At 45.6% G+C, this 17,777-nt stretch carries 12 protein-coding genes and 1 riboswitch; of the genes, 2 read left to right on the forward strand and 10 right to left on the reverse strand.

Annotated features, from left to right (window positions below):
- Nucleotides 1–180: 180 nt before the first annotated feature.
- The 3 genes from ARA78_RS11070 to ARA78_RS11080 all read right to left on the reverse strand — a co-directional run bounded on the left by ARA78_RS11070 (nt 181) and on the right by ARA78_RS11080 (nt 4,411).
- A complete protein-coding gene (locus ARA78_RS11070; RefSeq protein ID WP_055280545.1) occupies nt 181–1,542 on the reverse strand; it encodes a C40 family peptidase in 1,362 nt (453 codons plus the stop codon).
- 154 nt (nt 1,543–1,696) lie between these two features.
- Nucleotides 1,697–3,442, reverse strand: coding sequence for a pyruvate kinase (gene pyk / locus ARA78_RS11075; RefSeq protein ID WP_022215812.1), 1,746 nt, complete (start codon nt 3,440–3,442; stop codon nt 1,697–1,699).
- A gap of 57 nt (nt 3,443–3,499) precedes the next feature.
- Nucleotides 3,500–4,411: a DUF1189 family protein gene (locus ARA78_RS11080; RefSeq protein ID WP_055280546.1), complete on the reverse strand. Its 912-nt coding sequence runs from the start codon at nt 4,409–4,411 to the stop codon at nt 3,500–3,502.
- 247 nt (nt 4,412–4,658) lie between these two features.
- Between ARA78_RS11080 and ARA78_RS11085 the strand changes: the two genes are divergently transcribed.
- Nucleotides 4,659–7,241, forward strand: a complete 2,583-nt coding sequence (locus ARA78_RS11085; RefSeq protein ID WP_055280547.1) for a fibronectin type III domain-containing protein — start codon at nt 4,659–4,661, stop codon at nt 7,239–7,241.
- A 172-nt stretch (nt 7,242–7,413) separates the two neighbouring features.
- Nucleotides 7,414–9,486 carry a GH25 family lysozyme gene (locus ARA78_RS11090; protein ID WP_055280548.1) on the forward strand — a complete coding sequence of 691 codons (2,073 nt, stop codon included), beginning with the start codon at nt 7,414–7,416 and terminating at the stop codon, nt 9,484–9,486.
- 89 nt (nt 9,487–9,575) lie between these two features.
- Here ARA78_RS11090 and ARA78_RS11095 read toward each other — a convergent pair whose 3' ends face one another.
- From ARA78_RS11095 to thiC, 7 genes are all read right to left on the reverse strand, one after another.
- Nucleotides 9,576–10,154 carry a hypothetical protein gene (locus tag ARA78_RS11095; protein ID WP_055280549.1) on the reverse strand — a complete coding sequence of 193 codons (579 nt, stop codon included), beginning with the start codon at nt 10,152–10,154 and terminating at the stop codon, nt 9,576–9,578.
- Between the two features lie 103 nt (nt 10,155–10,257).
- Nucleotides 10,258–11,238, reverse strand: coding sequence for a biotin synthase BioB (gene bioB / locus ARA78_RS11100; RefSeq protein ID WP_055280550.1), 981 nt, complete (start codon nt 11,236–11,238; stop codon nt 10,258–10,260).
- 251 nt (nt 11,239–11,489) lie between these two features.
- Complete coding sequence (locus ARA78_RS11105; protein ID WP_055273692.1) at nt 11,490–12,428, reverse strand: transketolase family protein; 939 nt, start codon at nt 12,426–12,428, stop codon at nt 11,490–11,492.
- Nucleotides 12,425–13,252, reverse strand: a complete 828-nt coding sequence (locus ARA78_RS11110) for a transketolase (RefSeq protein WP_004850272.1) — start codon at nt 13,250–13,252, stop codon at nt 12,425–12,427. The genes ARA78_RS11105 and ARA78_RS11110 overlap by 4 nt, the downstream gene beginning before the upstream one ends.
- 216 nt (nt 13,253–13,468) lie before the next feature.
- Entirely contained in the window at nt 13,469–14,317 is an 849-nt protein-coding gene (locus tag ARA78_RS11115; protein WP_015533847.1) for a YdcF family protein, read from the reverse strand.
- Nucleotides 14,318–15,670, reverse strand: coding sequence for an MATE family efflux transporter (locus tag ARA78_RS11120; protein WP_022215819.1), 1,353 nt, complete (start codon nt 15,668–15,670; stop codon nt 14,318–14,320).
- Between the two features lie 222 nt (nt 15,671–15,892).
- Nucleotides 15,893–17,203 (reverse strand): phosphomethylpyrimidine synthase ThiC, encoded by a 1,311-nt coding sequence (gene thiC / locus ARA78_RS11125; protein ID WP_055273694.1) that lies wholly within the window; start codon nt 17,201–17,203, stop codon nt 15,893–15,895.
- 417 nt (nt 17,204–17,620) lie between these two features.
- Nucleotides 17,621–17,729: riboswitch (TPP riboswitch) on the reverse strand.
- Nucleotides 17,730–17,777: the final 48 nt, after the last annotated feature.

Here is a 17,777-nt window from a genome sequence, read left to right on the forward strand (position 1 = left end):
ATTGATATGACTATTATACCACAACGAGTCTTTTTTTCAATATATTTGACGTATTTTTATGTGCATATTGACAACTTTATTTGTTTTCGCCGTCATGTTTTCGCCATTTTACACAAAAAGCACACATGTATACCATGTGTGCTTCAATGAATTCATTATACCCTATTATATACAGCTTGTCTACTGTCCTATAATTCTGACTGCGCAGAGCGGATCTCTGTAGAATGCAGAGGATATCTTGATACCGGTCTCCTCTGTGCTGGCATGTACTATCATTCCGTCTCCGATATATATAGCGCAGTGCTCTATAGAGCTGTCTCCATAGAAAAGTATGTCTCCAGGCTCAAGACTTGAAGTGTCTACTCTTGTTCCATACTGTGACTGTGCTCCCGCTGAGTGTGGAAGTGAATATCCAAACTGAGCGTATACAGCCATGACAAAACCTGAACAGTCAGCTCCATCCGTAAGGCTCGATCCGCCATATACATATGGATTACCCACAAACTGTGTTGCAAAGTTCGCAAGGTCTATTCCATTCTGGCCGCTCGGTGCCACTACATTGTTCTGTGAATCGTCTGAATCGCTGCTGTCAGATGATGTGTCGTCTGATGTATCCGATGACTGATCTGCAGAATCTGCATCCGGCTGATCTGCTGTGTCGGAATCATCCTCTGTGCTCTGGCTGTCATCTGATGTGTCCTCAGCTTCTGCCTCGTCTGCGCTCTCCTGTTCCTGTCTTGCCTGCTCCTCTGCCGCCTTTTCTTCCGCAGCCTTCGCATCAAGCTCTGCCTGGATCTGCTCCATGGACTTGGCAGTTGCAAATGCATATGTATCATCTACAAATTCAGCGCTGACATAACCATTCGTCTCGTCGTCAAGTGCTATCTGCACCCATTTGTCATCCTGTGATATGACACCAAAGCTCTGGCCTGATCCAACCTGTGTTATACAGTCGGAGTTCACATCAGCCTCTGTTCTTACGTTGAGTGTCTCTGTATTGACAGTTACCTGCTTCGGACAGTTCGCCTCGGCATAGGCTCCCGCATCATCTCCAAAAAGAAGCAGGTCATTCCTTATGTATCCTGTGCAGTCACCTGATGTGACCTTGGTCCACTCCTTGCCCTTCTTCTCTATGGTTGCTATTCCATTGTTTCCTATGATACCGACTACATCTGAATCAGTTCCGGCTCCCGATCTTATATTCACATAATCCTCGGTGGCAACAAGACACTTATCCTTGAAATCAGGATATTTCACCTTGTTCTCTTCGCTTGTCTTGTCCTTCTTAGCCTCCGCAGCATTCTTTCCTGCGGATGCTGTAGTCTTCTGTGCATCTGTGGACGTTGCCGCCTTTGCAGCATCGCCTGCGTTTTTATCATTGCCCGCAAGGGTGTTAGCATATCTGTCAAATGCAGATGAAATACCTACAGTTGAATCGCTGTATATCTGTCCCGCGCTCACCGTTCCTATGGAAGTGGTGATCATCATTCCTGCCGCTGCAGCAACAACTATAGTCTTCTTAAATGACTTTGCTTTAGACATTATAAAAAACCTCCTGTGCTGATCTTAACGCAACAATTATTACATCTTTGTTACAAATCTATTGTAGTATAGCAATAATGATTACATTTGTCAACACAGGAGGCGTTGTTTTATACGTTTGTATTTATTTTTTGTTACATATTTGTTACATATACTAGTTTGAAATTACAACTCCATCCTCGCCATTTACAGTAACTATAGCGCCAGACTTAAGTATCTTGGTCGCGTTCTGTGCACCCAGGATAACAGGTATGTCACGGCTGAGTCCGACTATGGCAGCATGTGAATTGCCACCGTTCTTCTCACACACGATCGCAGATGCAGTCTTGAGCTGATCCATGATCCTGTTGCTGGTCTCATTTATGACGATTATGTCTCCATCCTTATAGTTCTTGATGAGCTCATCCTCTGACTCGCATACACAGAGCGGTGCGGTTGCAGATCTCTCATTTATAGAGAAGCCCTTTACAAGGATATGTCCTACAACGTGTACCTTTATCAGGTTTGTCGTGCCGGTCACGCCAAGTGGGACTCCGGCGGTGATTACAGTCACCTCACCGTCTTTAACATAGCCGTGCTTCTTTGCCGCATCAACAGCATGCTCGAAGAGATCGTCAGTGTTGTTCTCCTCACCTATAAGAAGAGGCTGAACTCCCCATGAAAGATTGATCTGTCTGGCAACCTTCTTAACAGGGGTACATCCGATGATCGGACATTTTGGTCTGTACTTTGAGAGCATTCTCGCTGTCTTTCCTGACTTGGTAACAGTGATGATGGCTGCCGCTGCAAGGTCTATGGCCGTTGTACATGTCGCATGTGATATAGCACTCGTTATATCAGGATTCTGCACCGCATCCCTGTTGAAGAATCTCTTGTTGTAATCTATGTCTCGCTCTGCTCTCTCTGCGATGGTCTTCATGGTGTGAAGAGCCTCAACCGGATACTTGCCCGCTGCGGTCTCTCCTGAGAGCATGATTGCACTTGTTCCGTCATATATGGCATTTGCAACATCTGTCGCCTCTGCTCTGGTAGGTCTTGGATGTATCATCATGGAGTCAAGCATCTGTGTAGCTGTTATGACCTGCTTGTCCGCATTGTATACCTTCTTGATGATCATCTTCTGGATGATAGGCACATCCTCAAGAGGTATCTCAACACCCATATCTCCTCTTGCGACCATGATTCCATCGGACACTCTGATTATGTCGTCTATATTGTCAACGCCCTGCATATTCTCAATCTTGGCGATGATATTGATATTGTCACACTCATACTCGTCAAGGATCTTCCTGATCTCAAGTATATCGTCGGCTGATCTTACAAATGATGCAGCGATGAAATCGAAATCATTCTCAATACCAAAGATTATATCCGCCCTGTCTACATCGCTTATGTATGGCATGGTGAGGTTAACTCTTGGAACATTTACACCCTTGTGGTTTGATACAGGTCCGCCATTCTCCACGCGGCACACGATATCTTTATCAGTAACCTTCTCTATCTTCATATTTATAAGGCCGTCATCGATGAGTATGGTATCTCCCGGCTTGACATCGTTCACAAGATTCTTGTATGTAATGGATACCTTTGCCTGGTCGCCCACCACATCCTCTGTCGTCAGTGTAAATGTCTGTCCTTCTACGAGTTCAACCTTGCCCTCCTTGAAGTCCCCAACTCTTATCTCCGGGCCCTTAGTATCAAGCAGTGTTGCAACCGGAAGTCCAAGCTCCTCACGAAGCTTCTCCACTCTGTCCTTGTTCTTCCTGTGCTGGGCATGATCACCATGAGAAAAATTGAATCTGGCAACATCCATCCCCTCGATCATGAGCTTTCTGAGCACCTCATCATCGTCCGTCGCCGGTCCCAATGTACAAATTATCTTTGTCTTTCTCAAATTCATATGAATACTCCTCCTACTGTTTTATATATTGTATTTGAATGTGTCTTCTATAATTATTTACCTTTGCTCATACTGGGAAAATTCCTGCGCCAGATCATTCTGTTCTACCTGTGCCGGATCTTCCTGTGAATCGTCATCCGGGTTATTCTTATGATACTGTGATACAGCGGCAAATATGTATATCACAGATATGAAAAGCGCCAGCATCCCCATCGTTCTCTTCGCCGGCCATATGTATGTTGCAATGACCATCATGAGGAAATACCATAATAACCTTATATATATGGCAGATTTGTAAATAGTGCCAAATGATACCTCGATCTTCTTCATGGATGCCGCTATCAGTCCCGCTACCGTTATGAGCAGTGACCAGAACAACGTGAGCACAAATCCAACAATTATCTGCAATACCCATGCAAGCACAAGCACTGGTGTGTCGAGCTTATTTATGAGATCGATCACATCCTGCTTTGTAACAGCCTTGAATCCATATGTCTCATTCAGGGATTCATATATATCCTTACATCTTATGATCTGTGTTCTTCCTGAGTTATATGTGAGTATCTCATCCGCTGATATGATGAATACGGTACGATACCCGCCGTCTGCAGCAAGGTCTCTTGCAACAGCTTCATCCACTTTCGTCTTCGATGTGTCGATCTTTATGTAGGACATGTTCTCATCATCCGACCAGTCGAATGTCCCATCGTAGTAAAAGCCATCTCCGGTCAGTGAAAAATCCTCCATATTCCGGTCTATCCTGTCCGCAAACCTTCCGCCGCCAAACAACTGGTTATATGGAATAAAGAATATCACCAGATAAGTCAGTGTGCTCATGATAAATGTTATCAGCATCGCCGATGACATCCGTCCAAATCGTCCATTTCTGTAATAAGCTTCCGGTTTTGCGACACCTACGAACATGTTCTTCAACGCGCCTAAAAATCCAACTCTTTTTTTATCATCCAACAGTTATTGTCCTCCAAATTTCATATGCCTGCTAATTATAACATAGACTTTATGTATTTAATATGAAAAACATCAACCTTTACCGACTTTTTTCTTGTTTTTCATTCAGGCTTTATGTTTTAGCTGGATTTTAATAAGCATTTTGTAATATATTCGTAACAAATCAGTGCAGTTTTATTGACTTTTCATAGCGTACATTATATTATGTAAACTGTGCTCAAAACTTTTTACAAAACGGGAGGAATTCATGATTATCAGAAAATTTACCAGGATAATTCTGGGCGCTGCTCTGGGTATAAGTGTATTCGCATTTGCCGGCAACGTGCCCGAAACAGCCTATGCCGCAGACATGTCCGACATAAGCGTTACATCAACGAGGGAGGATGTACAGCAGGTGGTGGACGATGGAAACTTCGACTACACAGAGCTGGACGGTACAGAGATCGATCACATATACGAGTTGTATAATAACGATCCCGAAACCATCAAACAGCTCCAGCGTCAATCCGATTACAACGCCACCGGCGATATAGCTACGCTGAGTGCCAGATATACCCACTCTTCCATGTTCGATGGCTACAAAGTCATCAAGGGCATAGACGTATCCGAGTGGAACGGCGACAACATCAACTGGAAAAAGGTTAAAGCCGCAGGAATATCCTACGCATTCATACGTGTGGGCGGACGCTACTACGGTTCAGGAAAATATTTCATCGATTCTACATACAAGGATAATATCAAAAATGCACTGAATGCAGGTGTTGACGTGGGTGTGTACTTCTACTCACAGGCCATCAGCACATCGGAGGCCAAGACAGAAGCCAAATACACTACCGACCTGATCTCAGGCTACAACATAACTTATCCCGTTGTCATGGATTATGAATACGCATGGGAAGATGGAGGTCTGAGCGGTCGTCTGTACAACGCCCACCTTTCCAAGAGTGCAGCTACACATGTCATAAAAGCATTCTGTGCGGCAGTTGAATCAAAGGGCTACGTAGGCATGATCTACGCCAGCAAGACTGTCATCACAGACGACATGAACGCATCTTCGATCGCACAGTCATATCCTATATGGAATGCCCAGTACAACGACACGGACACTCTCACAGTGAAACATTCATACTGGCAGTACAGCGACGTCGGCAAGGTGTCAGGAATCAGCAATGCAACTGATATGAATTTCAGATATGTCAAATCTCCTGCCGCGCCTTCATCTCTGACACAGTCAGCGTGCACAGACTCCACTATCACACTGACATGGACGAAGATCCCTGAGGTCTATGCTTACCAGATAGTACGTTACGACAGCTCCGAAGATAAATACGTCTCCGTGGGAATTGCCAAGGGTGCCGGAACGACTACATTTACAGATAAGAATCTTCAGGACGGTAAAAAGTATACATACAAGGTACGCGGATATTACAAATTGAGCTCAGGAGCCATCTACGGAACCTACTCAGCAGAGTGTACCGGCATTACAATAGCTGATACCATAGAGAACTTTGCGGCTGCAGTTACAGCGCCTACATCTGTAAAACTTTCATGGTCACCTATCCCTGCAGCAACAGGATACAGAGTATACAGAAGCAACGGTTCATCAGGCAGCTACGAGACGATTGCCACGACCAATTCTCCTGACGACTGCGAGGTTACCGACAGCCAGCTCAATCCTGGCACAAAATATAACTACAAGGTACGCGCATACACAACAACTGATACCAACACCATCTGGCACGTTCTGTCAGATGCCAAGGCCATAACCACCGACCCAGGCGAGGTTACAGGGCTCAAGATCACTTCAGCCTACACAAGCTCACTTACACTGAAGTGGAATAAGCAGGAAAATGTTGACGGATACATCGTATATGTATGGGAGCCATCCAATGCTACTTGGACAAGGCTTGCAAAGATCTCTTCCAAGTCTACTGACACATACACACACAAGGGACTTCCTCATTCAACTGAGTACAGCTACACGGTATGTGCATATTACAAGAAAAATGGAACATACCACTACACAGAGACAGCCAGCGCAGTGAGCGGATTTACCGGACCTGCTGTTCCTTCCCAGATCGCAACCGCATCAAGGACAGCCAATTCCGTGACCATAAGATGGACACAGATATCTGATGCCACGGGCTACACGGTATACAAATATAATACGTCCAGCAAGTCATTTGAGCAGGTGGCACGTATCAGCGGAAGCAGCAACAGAACATACACATTTACAGGACTTAAAGCCGGAACAGAATACAAATTTGGAGTGAGAGCATACACAGAGCGGAATGGATTCACAGGCTTCAGTGACCGCAAGGATTTCAGCTCCTGCACTCTCCCGGCAACCTTTACGTCATCCTTCAAATACACACCACTTGGATCGCAGAGATTCCTCCAGTGGTCAAAGCTGTCATACGCTGACGGCTACATCGTATACAAGTATGATCAGAAGGCAAACAAATACACAAGAGTTAAGAAGATAACATCCAACAAGACAAATTTCTGTTTTGTTCCTAACCTCAGAAGAGGCTACGGTTACCGTGTTCTTGCTTACATGAAGTACAACGGCAAGATATACTACGGTGCAATTTCAAAAGCACCGATCAAGAATACATCTCTTACCGGAACGATCACTGACAGCAGCGTAAACCTCCGTGCAAAAGCCGGAACAAACAGCAGAGTAGTCAGAACGCTTGCAAGGGGTTCAAAGGTCAAGATCTCCGGCTACGCAAAGTCTGGAAGATATATCTGGTATAAGGTCACATACACCAGAGGCTCCAGAAAATATACGGGCTATATAAGATCTGATTTCATACGTGTCAAGTAATTCTGATTCTTATACAATTAAAATAGGGAAAAGCATACATACTATGTATCTCCTGCTTTTCCCTATTTTTTTTATATTTTTTCTCAATATTTTTCTCATGCAGGCCTTTTATTAATAATATTTTAATAATCTTTTTGTAATATAATCGTAACATTTGTATTAGGAGGCTTACATGAGAATAAAACGATTATCTAAACAACTTTTTATTATTTCCCTTGGAATATTTATACTGACTGCGGCAGATAATATCTTCGACTCTGCCACAGTATACGCGGCTGACACCTCCACCATCTCAACATCATCGACCAGATCTGAGGTCCAGGAGGTTGTGGATGAAGGTAACTTTGACTACACTCAGTTGAGCGATGCCGAGATCGACCACATATATAGTCTTTACGGCAACGATCCTGAGACGATAAGGCAGTTGCAAAAGCAGTCAGACAGCGCTAATCCTTATGGTGTTGCCACGCTCTCATCGACAACATATACACACGCATCCCAGTTCAAGAACTCCACTGTCATGAAGGGGATAGATGTATCGGAGTGGAACGGTTCCATCAACTGGAGAAAGGTAAAATCCAGCGGCGTTACATTTGCCTTTATCAGGGCTGGAGGAAGGTACTATGGCTCAGGTGCATATTTCGTCGACTCCAAATTTGCTGAGAATGTCAAGAATGCAACTGCGGCAGGGATTGATGTCGGAGCGTACTTCTACTCTCAGGCCATAAACGCCGCCGAGGCCAGGCAGGAGGCGGCATACACCTTGAACATCGTATCCTCTTACAACCTGACACTTCCCATCGTCATGGACTACGAATACGCATGGGAGGGTGGACTGACCGGCAGGCTCTACAATGCGCACCTGTCCAAAAGTGCTGCCACCACGGTCATCAACACTTTTTGCAGTACAGTGGAAGCAAGCGGCTACGTGGGCATGCTGTATGCGAGCAAAAGTGTTATAACCGATGACATGAAGATCACCAGTATAAACAACAAATACCCGATATGGAATGCGCAGTACAACGATTCAGACACGCTGACCGCCACTCATTCATATTGGCAGTACGATGACAACGGAACCGTCGCCGGAATAAGCTATCCGACGGATCTCGATTTCAAATATGTAAATACACCGGCAGCACCTACAGAACTCACATTTAAGTCATCGACCAACTCATCCATAACCCTCACATGGAATAAGGTTCCGGAGGTATATGGTTATCAAATAGTTCGTTACGATGAGGCCGAAGGAAAATATGTGTCGATCGGAACAACAAAGGGGGCTGGAACTCTGACCTACACTGATAACGGTCTCACCAGCGGTAAAAAATATACCTACATGGTGCGCGGATACCATAAATTAAATACCGGCACTGTATACGGAGCTTACTCGCAAGAATATAGCTGCACCGCCACCTATGCAGAGGCTGTAACTGCATCGACAGATCCTGAACCTCCAATCTTCGATACCGCCCCGGACATGCCTACCCAGGCCGCAATAGCAGACAGGACTTCAAGTTCCATTAATGTCCGCTGGAGCAAGATTTCCGGAGTCACAGGCTATTTCGTGTACAAATACAACACGTCCACTGGTAAATATGACAGAATTGCAAGATGCATAGGCGATAAATCCAGAAGTTATAACTTTACCGGACTTTCTCCCGCCACAACATACAAATTCGGCGTGAGGGCGTATTATGAATACAACGGTGTGATTATGTACAGCAACCGCCTGGAGTTCAGCAAATGTACAAAGCCACGAACCTTTACATCTTCATTTAAGTATACTCCTCTCGGTTCGTATCGCTGTCTGCACTGGCAGAAGCTTTCAAATGTATCCGGCTACATTATATACAAATATGATATTGCCCATAACAAATACACAAGAGTAAAGAAAATATCCTCTTACAAAACAACCAGTTGTATACTTCCTGCTTTGAAGAGTGGCTTCGGCTACAGGATTCTTGCATATAAGAATGTCAATGGTTCGATAGTATATGGCGACATTTCAAAAGCTCCCGCAAAAGCCAGCTCATTGAGCGGAACAGTCATTGACAGCCAGGTCCGTCTCAGGGCAGGGGCAGGAACCAACAAACGTATCATCCGGGAACTTGCCAGAGGATCAAAGGTCAAGATCAGCGGCTGCAAATATTCCGGCAAGAATGCGTGGTATAAGATCACTTACACCAAGGGCTCAAAGAAATACACCGGATATGTAAGATCCGATTTCATAAGAATAAACTAGTCTGAATTCAAACAACAAAATAGGCATCATACCTGATCAGGTATGACGCCTATTTTGTATCTATCATAATGATCGTCTGTTAGCGGAAACTATTTCACAACCTTGAATGAAGCCTTTACATAGCCATCTGCATAAAGCACAAGCTCTCTGCCATTGCTGCCCCACATGAGCTCTTCCTCTGCGTATGAAGGCTCTACAAACTTAACATCAAGTCTCTTCAGGTCCTCGTGTGCACATGCTGCTGTGCGGAGGAGCAACATTCCCTGAACTACAGGATGGTCTGTGAGGTGGATCTTATTCTCGTCTCCTGTCTCCTTGCTGAATGCATATACCTCTTCCTTTGTAAATGTGTGGAACGGCTTCTCATCCTCATACTCAGCCTTCTCCACTCTCTTGATATCCTTCTCCTTGTCAGACGCCTTTACGAGTGTGATGGTCATCTTCTCAACAGGAGACTCCTCTCCATCTACTTTACCAAGTATTGATAGTATGTACATGAAAGCATTCTCCTTCACATCGCCATACTCATATGTGATGCTGTCAGCAGCTTCCGCCTTCTCTCTGTCCACCGTGTAGGATATCTTGCCTATGAACGCGCCCTGATATGTGGATGCATCCATGTCTGTCATCTTTGTTCCAAGTCCCATGATCCTGTCATAAATCTTCATATAATTCTCCTTCTAAAACTTATTCTGCCTGTTATATTCTCTTATTTGCGTGCAGTTAATCCTTCTCATCCAATTGCTTTGCGCACGGAGCGCCCACTAATGTCTATGAATGTTTTCTGTCCGTGACAAATCCTTTTCTTCTTATCATGTCAAAGTCAAGGTCAAATGATGTGCCATCGGTGGTCAGGAAGTCACCGCTTATGACCGCATTTGCCCCGGCTGCAAGTGCAGCCTCGCCGTTGTCCTCATATCTTCCTCTTCCAGCCGCAAGCCTTATCATGACTTGGGGCATGACAAATCTGTATACTGCTATCGTTCTGACGTACTCCTCCTCAGTGAGAGGTGTCTTGTCATAGAACGGCGTTCCCTCCCTCGGATTGAGGAGGTTCATCGGAACCGAATCCACGCCAAGCTCTCTGAGTTCAAATGCAAGTGCCACCCTGTCCTCAAGTGTCTCGCCCATACCGAACAGACTGCCACTGCACACCCTGAGTCCCGCAGCCTTTGCAGCGCGTATTGTCGCCTTCTTCTGTTCCTGGGTGTGACTGGTGCACACCTCCGGAAAATATGCAGGTGATGTCTCAAGGTTATTGTGTATCATTGTAAGTCCCGCACCCTTAAGCTTCGTAAAGTCCTCCTGATCCAGCAATCCAAATGACGCGCATATGTTGATATCCACATTGTCGTGTATATCCTTGACCGTTTCCTCAGCAAGCTCAACCTCCCGCTTTGAAAGTCTCCTGCCCTCAGCCACAAGGCAGTACCTGAAGCTTCCCTTGTCATAGTCAATCGATGCACCCTCAGTAACCGCTTCATTACCAAGCAGATTTATCTCTGGTATATCCTTCTTCGCTATCCTGGACTGTGCACAGTATCTACAGTTCTCTGTGCATCTGCCCTCCTTCACGCTTATGACCGAACACACATCGCACCGGTCTCCGCAGAAATGCTCTCTTATCTCATTTGCTGAAGCCGCCAGTATATCCAGATCCTCATGTGCCAGCTTTAGAGCCTCATCATATGTGATCTCCGCTCCACCATTCAGCACGCGGTTCTTAAGCTCCTCTACATACTCTCTGCCCATATGATTCCTACCTCTTTTCTGTAAAGTTCCCAGTTTCATCTGGTCTTCAGCCCTTGTGTATGTAAATCACAGAATCTGCCGGATGTCTGCAGTGTCTACCGCCCATCTGACAGTTCATATGTATATATGGAAAGAGCCTGCCACCGGCAGGCTCCCCCATCTGTATATAACTCTCTATATCTTTCACAGATATTTAGTATCAGCTATTTATCTTGTGTTCTCTGTTATGTCTCCAAATGATCACATTAGGATTACAGTGCAGCCTTGATCTGCTTGTAGATACCCTCGGCATCAAGCTCATACTTGTGAAGCAGTTCCTTTGCAGGGCCTGACTCACCGAATGTATCTCTCACACCGATCCTTGTCAGCTTTGTAGGACACTTCTCAGCAAGCACCTCTGCAACAGCACTTCCGAGACCGCCTATAATGGAGTGCTCCTCAACTGTGAACACTCTTCCTGTCTTCTGAGCTGTCTCAGCGATGATATCCTCATCGATAGGCTTGATAGTGTGGATGTTGATGAGTTCAGCATCTATACCGTCAGCAGCGAGCATATCCACAGCCTTCACAGCCTCAGATACACAAAGTCCTGTAGCTATGATAGATATGTCCTTGCCGTCCTTGAGCTTAACCCCTTTGCCAATCTCAAACTTATATGTGCTCTCATCATTGAGTACTGGAACTGCCAGTCTTCCAAATCTGAGATATACAGGTCCAACATACTCATATGCAGCCTTGACTGCTGCTCTGGCCTCTACATCGTCACATGGGTTAATGACAACCATGCCCGGGATCTCTCTCATGAGTGCGATATCCTCACAGCACTGATGTGTTGCTCCATCCTCACCTACTGAGATTCCTGCGTGGGTTGCACCGATCTTCACATTCAGATGTGGATATCCGATAGTATTTCTCACCTGCTCAAATGCACGTCCTGCAGCGAACATTGCAAATGAACTCATAAATGGAACGTATCCGCATGTTGACATTCCGGCAGCTATTCCTGCCATGTTCGCCTCCGCGATGCCACAGTCAACGTGTCGCTCAGGATAAGCTTTCTTAAAAATAACTGTCTTGGTTGCCTCTGCAAGGTCTGCATCTAAAACAACAAGATCATCATGCTCATTTGCGATCTCTACTAAGGCATTGCCATAGCTCTCTCTGGTTGCGATTGCTTTATTCTCTATCATAATGCTGCAGCCTCCTTCTCAAGTTCTTCCATGGCGATCTTATACTCTTCTTCATTTGGAGCCTTTCCATGCCAGCCGGCCTTGTCCTCCATGAATGATACACCCTTGCCCTTGATCGTGTGGGCGATGATCGCTGTAGGCTCACCCTTGTGGGACTTTGCCTCAGCAAATGCCCTGTCAATCTCGTCAAAGTCATTGCCATTGATATTGATTACATGGAAGTTGAATGCCTTGAACTTCTCATCTATAGGATATGGTGAACATACATCCTCAACCGTTCCGTCAATCTGAAGATTGTTGTTATCTACTATAACGCACAGATTGTCAAGCTTTCTATGTCCTGCGAACATAGCTGCCTCCCATATCTGTCCCTCCTGGATCTCTCCATCACCGCAGAGACAGTATGTTCTGTAATCCTTGCCCTGCATCTTGGCTGCAAGTGCCATACCTACTGCAACTGAAAGTCCCTGTCCCAGTGATCCTGATGACATATCCACTCCTGGAGTGTGCTTCTTGTCAGGATGTCCCTGAAGGTAAGATCCAACATGTCTGAGTGTCTTTAAGTCTTCTATTGGGAAAAAGCCTTTTAACGCAAGTGCTGCGTAGTAGCCCGGAGCTGTGTGTCCCTTTGAGAGCACGAATCTGTCACGATTCTCGTCCTCAGGATTCTTAGGATCCACATTCATCTCCTCGAAATAAAGATAAGTAAACAGGTCTGCTGCTGATAATGAGCCGCCTGGATGTCCGCTCTTTGCATTGTATACACCTGTAACAATGCCCTTGCGAACTTCTACAGCTTTTTTCTGAAGTTCTAATTTGTTCATCTCATTCTCCTTTTAACTGGATACTGTATTTGTATCATACAGAGCCATTATAACATAATTTCTTCTATTTAGAAGTACGTTTTTACATGCATTTTTCAAGAAATATTACAAGGTTTTTTCAAGGTTATCTGTGCATTTCGACCAAATATACCTGCATGGGTGTCCGGCGGATCATTGTATTCACTTTGTCCGCCTCGCAGCGCACCTGTCCACGTATCAGCCACTGATCCACTCATACAGTATGCCTGCCATCTCCCTGACATAGTATGTCGGAAGCAGCCACCATGCAGTGCTTCCGGCTATGGAGCCCGTTTCTATGCCCTGTTTGTCCGCTATACGCTTTGCCCTGTACTCGTGGAATTCATTTGTCACTATATTCATCTTGTCCGGCAGTCCGTTCTGTCTGATGATCTCAGCCGAAAACTTTATGTTCTCCCTTGTGGACGTGGACTTGTCTTCCATATATATTCTCTCCGGAGCAATTCCGTGCTCTGTAAGGTATTCATACATGCACTGAGCTTCCGACATGCTCTCATCTGCGCCCTGTCCACCGGACACAACACATACAGCCTCCGGGGTCTCATCAAGATAATCCTGTGCTGCTATAAGTCTCTCCCTCAGCATAAGGCTTGGTCCACCGCCTCTAACTGCGCATCCGAGCACTACGACTGTGGCATCCTGTTTAGGCTTTACATGAGCCGCATAGACCATGTGATAAGTGATGACCACAACAAGGGCAAGCGCAGCAGTGACAAGTGCAAGCACGAAACTTAAGCATATCTTTCCTGCTTTTTTATTCCAAAGCTTTCTGACAGATTTGTCTATCTTTGCCCTGAATACTCCATACAATGTGAGAAGTGCAAACACGCCTGTTCCCAGCAGGGTTCCTATATTCACACGGCAACCTCTGAACACCGGATATATGAACATCAGCATTCCCAGCACGCCTATTATACAGAATATAACTCTCCATATATGATATCCCCGTGTACGCACCGCCACACCATCTTTGTTTATTTCTTTACTCATATCTTCATGGCTCTTCTGAGTCATTTTATCTGTCATCTATTCTATCCTCCCTGTTTTTTCTCTTTTCAGCTTCTTAATACCATTCACACAGAATAACAGTGACATGACTGTTGCTATAGTCCAGCCTATCGGCCAGGCCAGCCATATTCCTGTGGCGGAGCCTATAACTCTTGACAGCACTATCGCCAGCACCACTCTGAGTATCAGATCCGTAAACGTAGATGTCATGAACCTGCCCATCATGCCTGTTCCCCTTAGTATTCCATCAGCTACAAGTTTTGCCGATACTACAAAGTAGAACGGCGCCAGTATCCTGAGATACGTGACTCCCGTGTCAAGGGCAAGTCCTGTCCTGTTCTCCATAAATGGATACATGCCATAACGGCCAAAGAAGAAGTACAAAACCGCAAATGGTATGCATAGTCCCCATATGAGTTTTATTCCAGCTTTAAGTCCCTGTCCTATCCTGTCGATCTTACCCGCGCCAAGATTCTGTGCGGTATAGTTGGATATTCCATTTCCAAGTGTTGTAAATGACGTTATGACGAGATTGTTGAGCTTTACAGCCGCCGCATAGCCCGCTATGACAGAGGCTCCAAATCCATTGATGACGCTCTGAATAATTATATTTCCAACTGAGATAAAGCTCTGCTGAAGTATGCTCGGTATGGCTATGACTGCTATCTTGCCCAGCATGCTTCCCGAAAATACACGGACCTTCCCCTCAGTGCGAACTGCTGTCAGGCGTCTGAACACAACTATTATCGCAAGTACAGCGCTCACGCCCTGACAGATGAATGTAGCCCACGCAACTCCATTTACCCCCATCTCAAATGTCTTTACAAACAGTATATCAACGGCTATATTGGACACCGATGAGATGGCAAGGAATATGAACGGTGTTCTCGAGTCGCCCAGCGCAGAGAATATTCCTGTCGCTATGTTGTAGAAGAACAAAAATGGCACGCCCAATATGTATATGTTCAGATAAGTAAGCGAATCTCTCATCAGCTCATCCGGGGTATCAATAAGTGCCAGCAGTCTCTCTCCAAGCAGGAATCCAACCAGCATGAGAACCGCCACAAGTACCGCGCTTGCTATGAGAGTAGTCCAGACCGCAGTCTTCATCTCGCTGTATTTCTTTGCCCCGAACAGCTGGGATACTATGACCGAACAGCCTATATTGCATCCAAATGCAAATGCTATGAAAATAAGTGTTATCTCATAGCTGTTGCCGACCGCCGCCAGAGCATTTTCTCCTATGAACTGCCCCGCCACAAAGCTGTCCGCTATGTTATAGAGCTGCTGAAATATCACACTTCCGAAAAGTGGCAGGCAGAATCTCCATAACACTGATTCTGGCCTTCCCACAGTAAGATCTTTGTTCACTTTTTTCCCTTCTTTTCTATAATTTACTCCTGTTTTCGGTTTTATTCTAAACTCGTTCACCCGGCATTACAATAGGCAAAATAGTAAACATTTTCGGCTGAACACCCGTTTTTTGTACTTATTCCCATATATTTTCTATCATGTTATGCATATAAAAACGACAGTACATGCCGAGATGGACATATACTGCCGAATCTTTTTATATTTTAAGTTTCTTGGTAATTACAGTATATCTATGTATTCCCCTGACAACGCCTTGTTCATTGATCTGACAGCACAGAACTTGCCGCACATACTGCACGTGTCGCTGTACTCGTCATCAGGCTTTCTGCTGTCCCTGATCTCCTTTGCGGTCTCAGGATCTATGGCACATGCAAACTGTGTATCCCAGTCGAGGACACGTCTCGCATCCGCCATCTTGTCATCTATATCCCTCGCTCCAGGTATCCCCTTTGCTATATCTGCCGCATGGGCTGCTATCTTGGAGGCTACGATTCCCTGCTTAACATCGTCTACATTTGGCAGGGCAAGGTGCTCTGCTGGTGTTACGTAACAGAGGAATGCTGCGCCGTTCATGGCTGCGACCGCTCCGCCTATGGCACTTGTGATGTGATCGTATCCCGGTGCTATATCTGTGACAAGAGGTCCAAGTACGTAGAATGGTGCGCCCATACAGAGTGTCTTCTGAACTTCCATGTTGGCTGCAATCTGATTGAGTGGCACATGACCAGGGCCCTCAACCATAACCTGTACATTATGATCCCACGCGCGCTTTGTCAGCTCTCCAAGTCTGACAAGCTCCTCTATCTGACATACATCCGTTGCGTCCGCAAGACATCCCGGACGACATGCATCTCCAAGTGATACCGTCACATCGTATTCCTCGCATATATCAAGGATCTGGTCAAAATACTCGTAGAACGGATTCTCATTGCCTGTCATGGTCATCCATGCAAATACAAGACTGCCGCCACGGCTGACTATATTCATCTTTCTCTTATGTTTCTTGATCTGTTCGATTGTCTTTCTTGTTATTCCGCAGTGGAGAGTCACAAAATCAACTCCATCCTCCGCATGAAGACGTACCACATCGATGAAATCCTGTGCTGTCAGTGTCGCAAGGTCTCTCTGATAGTGTATAACGCTGTCATATACCGGCACAGTTCCTATCATAGCCGGACACTCTGAAGTGAGCTTCTGTCTGAACGGCTGTGTATTGCCGTGGCTTGACAGATCCATGATCGCCTCTGCTCCCATCTCGACAGCACTCATAACCTTCTGCATCTCGATACCATAATCCTTGCAGTCTCTTGACACGCCAAGATTGACATTGATCTTGGTCCTCAGCATGCTTCCAACTCCCTCTGGGTTTAAGCATGTGTGCTTCTTGTTGGCAGGTATCGCTACCTTGCCCTCTCCTACCAGTTTCATCAGCGCCTCAGTGGACATATGCTCTTTCTCGGCAACTTTCTCGATCTCAGGAGTTACTATGCCTTTTCTTGCTGCGTCCATCTGTGTTGTGTAATTTCTCATCTGTTCCTCCAATCTGATCCGGCTTTATAAATCTGTTCCAGATCTAATATTTGTTTCTCTTACACTTTTATAGTGGCGGAAGGTGGTGCCCCCAATCAGCCACTTAAGGAATATCCCACTCATGTAGATTATTCCTTATAAAGGAGCAGACGCATGAAAGGCGCTTCGCGCGGCGTCTGCGTAATATGTCGTCAAGCACCGCTTGATGACCTGCGCGCACATCAGTGCGCTTCCACTCTTCACAAGGAATCCTCCCACTTACGTGGGTCCCTCCTTATAAAGGAGCAGACGCATGAAAGGCGCTTACGCGCGGCGTCTGCGTACTTCACAAGGAATCCTCCCACTTACGTGGGCCCCTCCTTATGAAAATAAAAAGAGACACAGGAATGCGTCTCTTCTTTATTACTTACATCATTATGTATGTATCAAACGTATCCCTACGGCGGCATTATCCGCATCAGGTTGTGGGTCGAAGCGTTCAGCCTCCTCTCAGCCGGCTAACTCGCCAGCTCCCCATATACTATCCAATTCTCTGACAACAAGTATACCGCTGTCAGATCGTAACATCAACATA

Source organism: Coprococcus eutactus (assembly GCF_001404675.1).
GTDB lineage: Bacteria > Bacillota > Clostridia > Lachnospirales > Lachnospiraceae > Coprococcus > Coprococcus aceti.